The sequence below is a fragment of the Acidibrevibacterium sp. genome, assembly GCF_049965395.1.
GTDB classification, from domain to species: domain Bacteria; phylum Pseudomonadota; class Alphaproteobacteria; order Acetobacterales; family Acetobacteraceae; genus Acidibrevibacterium; species Acidibrevibacterium fodinaquatile.
Genome location: NZ_JBMFWJ010000075.1, coordinates 1 through 7254, shown reverse-complemented (window position 1 = coordinate 7254; position 7254 = coordinate 1). Strand labels below are relative to the sequence as shown.

Sequence of the window (7254 nt, the reverse complement as noted above, 5' to 3'; positions counted from 1 at the left end):
ATCCTCGCCAAGCTCGACCGACTGCCTGAACCAGCCGAATGAGTCAGAACACTAGGAACGCTGGGGCGTTGGCGCTCGCTTGCACGATGACCTGTTCTGGCTCACTTACGACGAGCAAGGCGCCGTGCGGCTGGATAGAGCCAGCAAGATGGATTTGTTCGCGCTCGCAATTGGAAAGATCGGCCTGGCCGAAGGCGGGGGATGACAACGAGGACGCGGCCATGTCAGCGGGCGCTGTCCGCCGGCGGTGTGTCTGCGGCTGCGGCCGGAGGCGTGTCTTCGATGTGGTAGCGCTCGAGCTTGGCATAGAGGCTTTGCCGGCTGAGCTTGAGCGCCGCCGCTGCTGCCGAACGATTGCCGCCGGCATGTGCGAGTGCCGCCACGATCTGTTGCCGCTCGACGCGGGCGACGGTCTCGCTGACCAATTTACGCAGTGAGCCGTCCTGCGGCGGCACTGCGATCGGAGGCGTGGCGGCGTGCGCGTCGTCCTGCGCCAGCCGACGGCGGACGTCGCGTATCAAGACGGCGATATAGTCGGAATCCTGCTCTTTCGTTCCGGCGGCGGAAATCTCCACCGGCAAGTTATGGCCGAATTCGCCATGCAAGGTGGTGGGCATCAGGCGGAGGGCCGGCTGGCGCGTCAGTGTGGCGAGCACCATCGCCGCATCAGCGCCGGGCTCAGACAGCCACCGATTGAGCGGGGCGCCGATGACCTGCTCCTCTTTTCCCGCCTGGACGAAATCGAAAAAGGCGCGATTGGCGGCGCGCACCGTGCCGCTGCGATCGATCACCGCGAACCCATCCGGCAAACGCTCAATCAAGGCTTCGATGGGAAGCTTCGTCTCGTGCCGCGGCACTGGCTTTGCACCGCTGATCTCAACCAGGTGCAGGACCAAGGCCGGTATCGCCTTGGCAGGGGCAAACGTTGCGCGAACCACCCAGGGCACCTGCTGCGGGCCGATATGGACGATGAAGCCCGGCATCCGCTGCTCATTGCCGACTTGTGCCAAAGCGGCGCGGAACGTTGAGCGATCGGCCGTCGCAATAAGGCTGGTGAAAGCCTGACCCGGAGACAGAGCGAAAGCGCGTTGCGCCGCCGGATTCGCCTCAATGAGGCGCAGGTCTTGAGCGCTGAGGATGACCACGGCCTCATCGGCGACATCGAACAAAGCACGATAGCGCGACTCGATATCGCGCAACTGCCAATAATCCTGCGTCATCGCTTTTTGTGCGGCGATGAGGCGAGATTGCACTTCCGCGACCGCCTGCAGGCTGCGACCGATCGCAAGCAAACCGCTCCGCTTACCCAACCGCACGGCGGTGTATTCCATGGCCACCGCCCCGCCATCGGGGAAACGCTGAAGGAACTGCCCAAACCCAGCGGTGCCGACGGCGCGGGCCTCAGCGATCAATTGCTGCAGCCGTTCAGCGCCGGAGGGATCCACTGTTTCGGCCCAGGGCTGGCCAACCCATGCCGAGACGCCCTCGCGCACGAAGCTGCTCGCGAGGGTCACATCGCGGATCACCCCGTGCGCGTCGAGAAGAAGCTTGACGTCGGGCTGGATGATGGCAAAGTCTGTGCTCGTTGCGCGAATGATCGGGAACTCCGTAACAATGCCAAAGCCGTCGCCGAACTCTCCAGAGGGGACTTCCCAAAGCAACGCCAACAGCTCGCCGCTTACCCTACGCCGGGACGAACCCTTGTCGCACGTCGCCCCTTTGGCGGCAGGAACGTCTGCCTCGACGTTTGCCGATGTAGCCCCAGCGCTCGCGAAACCGCGACTTTCCGTGGCACTGCGCGACCACACCCGCGATCTTCATACTGAAGCAGAATACTCGGGCATTGTCCAGGCAATCCTCGAAGGTAGCGTCGGCCGCGCCGATTATGCGTTGTTCTTGCGTAATCTGCTTCCGGCTTATGAAACGATGGGACGAGAATTGCGCCGCCATTGTGGAGCGCCAGCGTTACGCGCTCTGGTGCGCGCTGAGATATTTCGGACCCAGGCTCTCACCCGTGATCTCGAGGCCTTGGCCGGGGCGGCGTGGCGGCGCGATCTTCCCCGGCTTCCCGCCGGTCGGGAGTACGCCGACCGGATCGCGTGTGCCGCCGCCGATGACCCGGCGCTGCTGATCGCGCATGCCTATGTGCGTTATCTCGGCGACCTCCATGGCGGGCGGCTCCTGAAAAAGCGGCTCGCCGGCTATGATTGGCTGCCGACGGGAGCGCTTGCTTTCTATGAGTTTCCGGCGATTCCCGATATCGCTCGCTTCATCGCCGCCTATCGCGCGGCGATCGATCGCGCTGCCGATCTCTTGCCGAGCTGCACCGGCGTGATCGCCGAGGCAGCGATGGCGTTTCGGTTGAACATCGCGGTCTCGAACGCCGTTCTCGCGGCTGTCGCGCACGTCACGACGTGAGAGAGGATCAGCCGCGCCAACGCCTGCTGAGATCGACGAGATGGGTGATGAGAGCGGCCAGCAGCCAGAGCGCTATCTCGGCCGCTCCGGCGTTGCGCAACGCGGCGCGGAGTGCGAGCAGGAGACAGCCGCCGGGGAGCAGCATCGCAAGCAGGGCGGCCGGCGCAAGGCCGCGCCCGGTGCGCTGCCGCCAGCCGATCAGCGCCAGCGCCTCGCAGGCCATCACCACCAGAATCACATCGACGATGTGGCCGTGCGCGAACAAGGCGGAGACGGTTGCAGCAGAGCCCGCCGTCATGCGCTCGACGCGCTGGGATCACGAGGCCGGAAGGCCATGATCGTGGGCAATCCGCTCAATGACCGCAGCGATCAGATCCGGCCGCTCCTCATGGGCGAGATGGCCGAGGCCGGGGAGGGCGATCTTTCGCGCGTGCGGCAAGAGACGGCACAGGCGATCGGCCTCCGAGGGCGGGATCGCGCGGTCATTGCTGCCGACGACGAGAAAGATCGGCGTTGGCAGCCGCGGCAGATCGCGCACCAGCGGCGCGAGATCCCACCGCGCCATCATGCCGAGCGCGGCGGCGACATGTCCGGGGCTTTGCAAAAGCCGCTGATAAAGCGCGAGGCTGGATGGCGGGAGAACCGAGCCAGTGCCGCGGAGCAACCGCGCCACCGTCGCCCGATTGGTGGCGCGCCAGGCGAACATCACCGGCACGATCGGGATCGAGACCAATGCCTTGGCTAGCGGCGCGAAAAAATGGCCGGGCAGCCCGGCCAGCGGCAGTAACGCGCCATTCAGGCTGACCAGCGCCTTGGGCGCGATCGCGCCATCGAGACACATACGGCAGAGAATGGCCGCGCCCGCCGAGTGACCGACGGCGAGGGCGGGCGCCAGTGCGAGCGCGCGCAGCAACTCGCTCACCCCCCATGCCATGCCGGGAAGCGAAAGCCGGTCCGCGGCCGGCCGGGTCGTAAAGCCGTGGCCGGGAAGATCGGCGGCGACCACGGTGAAATGGCGTGCCAGCAATGGCAGCAGCCCCTGCCAGGAATGGGTGGAGGCGCCGGTGCCGTGCACCATCAGTAAAACCGGGCCCTCGCCAGCGATCTGCACATGCCAGCGGATCGCCGCTGCGGTGATAAAGCGGCTTCGTTCGCGATGCGGCCAGTCGCGGCCATCGCGTTCCCAGATCAGGCGGAGACCCGCCCCCGGGTCGCTCGCGCCGCGGCGGACGCGGGCACGCGCCGGGGGAGCGGCGGGTGGGGCACGAAATAGCGGGGTCAGGGTATTCGGCATGGGCTCACCTCACGCCGGCGCTTGCGGCGCGGGCGGCGGCACTCAGCCGTTCGGGCTCGACATGCGGCAGCGCGAGATAGGCTGCCCCCATCTCTCCCGCGAGGCGCTCGGTCAGCGGTTGCGGCCGTGGCGCGGTATCGACCAATAACGCCGCGAGCTTCATCGCCCGCAACGCCCGCGCCGCGGCGAGGGCGTCCGCCTCGGCGACGCTGCGGCCGCTGGTGCCGTCGCGGCCGATATTGGCCCTGCCATCGGTCAGCAACACCAGAACCGGGGTTCGCCCGCGCCGCTGCTCAGCCAACGCGAGCTGCCGCGCGGCATCGATGCCGGCGGCAAGCGGCGTTGCCCCGCCCCCCGGACAGGCCGCGAGTGACCGCCGCGCCCGTGCCAAAGCCCCGGTCGGCGGCAGCACGATTTCTGCCGCGCGGCCACGAAAGGCGATGAGAGCCACCTGATCGCGGCGAACGTAGCAATCGGCGAGCAAGCACTCGACCGCGCCCTTGGCTTCACCCAAACGATGCAGCGCCGCCGAGCCGGAGGCATCGACGGCGAAGATCGTCGTGCTCTGGCGCGGCTGGCGGAAGCGGATGACACGAAAATCCGTGCGAGTCAGAAACAAACGCCGGGGCTTCCCAGCCGGCGCACCGGCGGCGGCGGCACGTAGACGCTGCCAGGGTGCTGCGGCGCGCAGGGTCTCGATCAGGCTGAGGCGGCGGCCGGCGCGTGGGTCACCGTTTTCGACGCCGATGGCGCGCCCGCGTTGTCGCGCGTGATGGAGGGTGCCGGCGCGCCCGGCGCCGCCGGGCGGGCGCCGCACACCACCCTCGGCCGGGTGCAGCCTAGCCAGCAGCCCCGCCGGCAAGGCCGCCTCGACCGCCGCGACAACTTGCTCCGCTGTCGCCGCGCCCGCCTGAGACTCAAGGTCGGGCATGGCTTTTGGCGATGCGTCATCGGGGGGTGGGGGGTGAGGCGGCACGCTCTCCTCGCCCGCCCGCCTTTCCGCCTGATCGGCGGGCGGCTCCGGCGCCGCTGCGGGTGCGGCGGCGCGCGGGGCGAGGACGAGGCGTGCCGCGGCCGCGGCATCGGCGGCGGCGACGGTATCGCGCCCGGCCAGTGCTGCGAGCGCACGCGCAGCGCGAAGAGCCAACAATGTCGCGCGCGGGGCGCCGATCCCGAGCCGGAAGGCCGCCTCACAAAGCCCGGTGATCACGCCCTCGCCCGCCACCACACGCGGGAAAATCTCGCTGGCGGCGGCCAAAGCCTGCGGGTCATGCGGTTCCCGCACGGTTCCGGCGAGGCTGAGCGCGGTCAGATCGAGATGAAAGGCGAGGCGATCGGCAAGGCACGCCGCTAGCCGCTCATCGGCGTCGATGCCCTCGTCGAGCGCGATCACGCCGATCCGCGCCGGCAAGCGCCGCGCCAACCCGTCACGCTCGAGCGCGACCTCACCGGTATCAAGAGCGAGAGAGAGCCGTGCCGCCGTGCCGGGGCTCAGGCGTTCGGCCATCGGCACCAGCACCACCCCGTGATCCGCTTCAGCAAGCAGGCCACGCTCGACCCGTGGCCGCCCGCACGCGAGCGTTGCCACGAGATCGAGCCCGCCAAGCAGCCGGGCATCGTCGATGCCGGGCGGTAGGCGCCTGAGAGGGGTCGTGGCGGGGAGAAGGGTGCGAAGTTCGGCGAGCCAGCGCTCGCGCACCGGTCCGGCGGCGGCGCGCACAGCGATGCCGCCGAGGGCGCTCGGTGCGATCGCGAACACGCGGATGGCAAGCGAGGCATCTGCCCAGGCGGCTTTCGCGGTCATGAGGGCATCAGCTCGGCAAGCGCGCGCTCAACCTTGATCGTCGCGAGCGTTTCGTCGAGCGGGTTGCGGCGCAGCCGATGCCGGAGCGCAGGGGGTGCGACGGCAGCGACGTGGCTTTCGTCACACCTCATCGTGCCCTCCAGCGCAGCCAGCGCGCGCGCGGCGCGGAGCAGGGTCAACTCGCCGCGGAGGCCATCGGTGCCAAGGCGCATGCAAAGCCGGGCGACATGCTCAAGCGTCGTCTCCGGTACCTCTATCGCGCCAAGCCGGGCGCGGGCGGCGATGATCTCGTCGCGAAGACGCGCCTCCGCCTCTGCCCAGGCGGCGGCGAAAGCGCGAGGGTCACGCGTAAACGCTTCATGTCGGCGCATCACCGTCACCCGCTCGGCCAGGGTTTCGGGCGTCCGCACCTCGACCGAGAGGCCGAAGCGATCGAGCAATTGCGGCCGCAACTCCCCCTCTTCCGGATTGCCACTGCCGATCAGCACGAAGCGTGCCGGGTGGCGCACGCTGATACCCTCGCGTTCAACGACGTTCTCGCCCGAGGCCGCGACATCGAGCAGCAAATCGACGAGATGATCATCGAGCAGATTGACCTCGTCGATATAGAGAAAGCCGCGATGCGCCCGCGCGAGAAGCCCCGGCTCGAAGGCGCGTTCGCCGTGCGCCAACGCGCGCTCGAGATCGAGCGCGCCGACCACGCGGTCTTCGGTCGCGCCCAGCGGGAGATCGACCATCGGCACGGCGACCAGCTTGGCGCGGCGGCGCCGTGTCGCGCCACGGCTGCGACACTCGGCGCAGAACGCGTGCGGCTCGGCGGGATCGCATCCCCAACGGCAGCCGGCCATCGTTCGCATCGGTGGCAAGAGAGCCGCGAGAGCGCGCACGGCGGTGGATTTGCCGGTGCCGCGATCCCCAAACACCAAGACGCCGCCGACCGCAGGATCAATTGCCACGATCAGGAGGGCCCGTTTCATCTCCTCCTGGCCGACGATCGCCGTGAAGGGATAGTGCACGGCCGTCATCGTCGGTCGCCCCCCGCGATCACCGGCCGGCAAACGGCCCGTTCAGCCGGACCACGGCGAGATTGATGAGGCTCGCAAACCCGACCCAAAGCAGATAGGGCAGCAACAGCAGGCTCGCGAGCGGGGCAAACGGCAGAAAGAAGAGCATCGGCGCAAGCACCGAAAGCCACAGCGCAACCACTTCGAGCAACGCCCAATCGGGGCGCTTGAGCAAGAAGAAGAGCACGCTCCAGAGGACGTTGAGGGTCCCATTCACGGCGAACAGCGCGCCCACTCGCCAGCGTTGACCTTCGTCCGCCGCCTGCCAGGCGATCACGCCGGCGGTTGCGGCGCAGGCGAAGATCAGTGTCCAGACCGGTCCGAACAACCAGTCCGGCGGCTGCCAGGCAGGTTTCTTGAGGGAATAGTACCAGGCATCGAGGCGGGTTGCGAGGCCGCCGAGCACGGCGACCAGGAGCGCGAGCAGGGCCGCGATCAGCGCTGTCGTCACGTGGACGGAAAACCATCTCATACCCTCGCGAATCCGGTGATATGCGCGAGATTCTTGAGGAATATCCGCGCATGCGCCAAAGGCGCGGTGCGGGAAAGAGTTTTGTTCATATATGACTCCCAGGTTAGCCGTTGCACGTCGGCATCGCCGCAAATGCTGACGAAGCGCTCACGCCGGCGGTCATTGGCGTACCAGTAGTTCTGCATCATGCCGAGGATCATAA

General features: G+C 68.0%; 8 protein-coding genes and 1 pseudogene. 1 reads left to right on the top strand and 8 read right to left on the bottom strand.

The window, feature by feature from the left end; genetic code table 11:
- Positions 1 to 43: 43 nt before the first annotated feature.
- Together ACP5M5_RS14010 and ppsR are read right to left on the bottom strand one after the other, a co-directional pair.
- Positions 44 to 223 (bottom strand): hypothetical protein, encoded by a 180-nt coding sequence (locus ACP5M5_RS14010; protein ID WP_427938360.1) that lies wholly within the window; start codon positions 221 to 223, stop codon positions 44 to 46.
- Position 224: 1 nt separating this feature from the next.
- Positions 225 to 1667 carry a transcriptional regulator PpsR gene (gene ppsR, locus ACP5M5_RS14005; RefSeq protein ID WP_427938358.1) on the bottom strand — a complete coding sequence of 481 codons (1443 nt, stop codon included), beginning with the start codon at positions 1665 to 1667 and terminating at the stop codon, positions 225 to 227.
- Between the two features lie 121 nt (positions 1668 to 1788).
- Here ppsR and ACP5M5_RS14000 point away from each other — a divergent pair, with 121 nt between their 5' ends.
- Positions 1789 to 2418: a heme oxygenase (biliverdin-producing) gene (locus ACP5M5_RS14000; RefSeq protein ID WP_427938356.1), complete on the top strand. Its 630-nt coding sequence runs from the start codon at positions 1789 to 1791 to the stop codon at positions 2416 to 2418.
- 7 nt (positions 2419 to 2425) lie between these two features.
- Here the strand turns inward: ACP5M5_RS14000 and ACP5M5_RS13995 are convergent, their stop codons facing one another.
- The 6 genes and pseudogenes from ACP5M5_RS13995 to ACP5M5_RS13970 all read right to left on the bottom strand — a co-directional run.
- Positions 2426 to 2716, bottom strand: coding sequence for a hypothetical protein (locus ACP5M5_RS13995; protein WP_427938354.1), 291 nt, complete (start codon positions 2714 to 2716; stop codon positions 2426 to 2428).
- Between the two features lie 18 nt (positions 2717 to 2734).
- Entirely contained in the window at positions 2735 to 3712 is a 978-nt protein-coding gene (bchO, locus tag ACP5M5_RS13990) for an alpha/beta fold hydrolase BchO (RefSeq protein WP_427938352.1), read from the bottom strand.
- A gap of 4 nt (positions 3713 to 3716) precedes the next feature.
- The gene (locus ACP5M5_RS13985) at positions 3717 to 5516 is read right to left on the bottom strand and encodes a magnesium chelatase subunit D (RefSeq protein WP_427938350.1); all 1800 of its coding nucleotides are present in this window, start codon (positions 5514 to 5516) and stop codon (positions 3717 to 3719) included.
- The gene (gene bchI, locus ACP5M5_RS13980; protein WP_427938349.1) at positions 5513 to 6541 is read right to left on the bottom strand and encodes a magnesium chelatase ATPase subunit I; all 1029 of its coding nucleotides are present in this window, start codon (positions 6539 to 6541) and stop codon (positions 5513 to 5515) included. The genes ACP5M5_RS13985 and bchI overlap by 4 nt, the downstream gene beginning before the upstream one ends.
- Positions 6542 to 6560: 19 nt before the next feature.
- On the bottom strand, positions 6561 to 7052 hold the full coding sequence (locus tag ACP5M5_RS13975; protein ID WP_427938347.1) for a TspO/MBR family protein: 492 nt from the start codon (positions 7050 to 7052) through the stop codon (positions 6561 to 6563).
- Positions 7049 to 7254, bottom strand: a pseudogene (locus ACP5M5_RS13970) (geranylgeranyl diphosphate reductase); the annotation flags it as partial. The gene ACP5M5_RS13975 and the pseudogene ACP5M5_RS13970, both read right to left, overlap by 4 nt.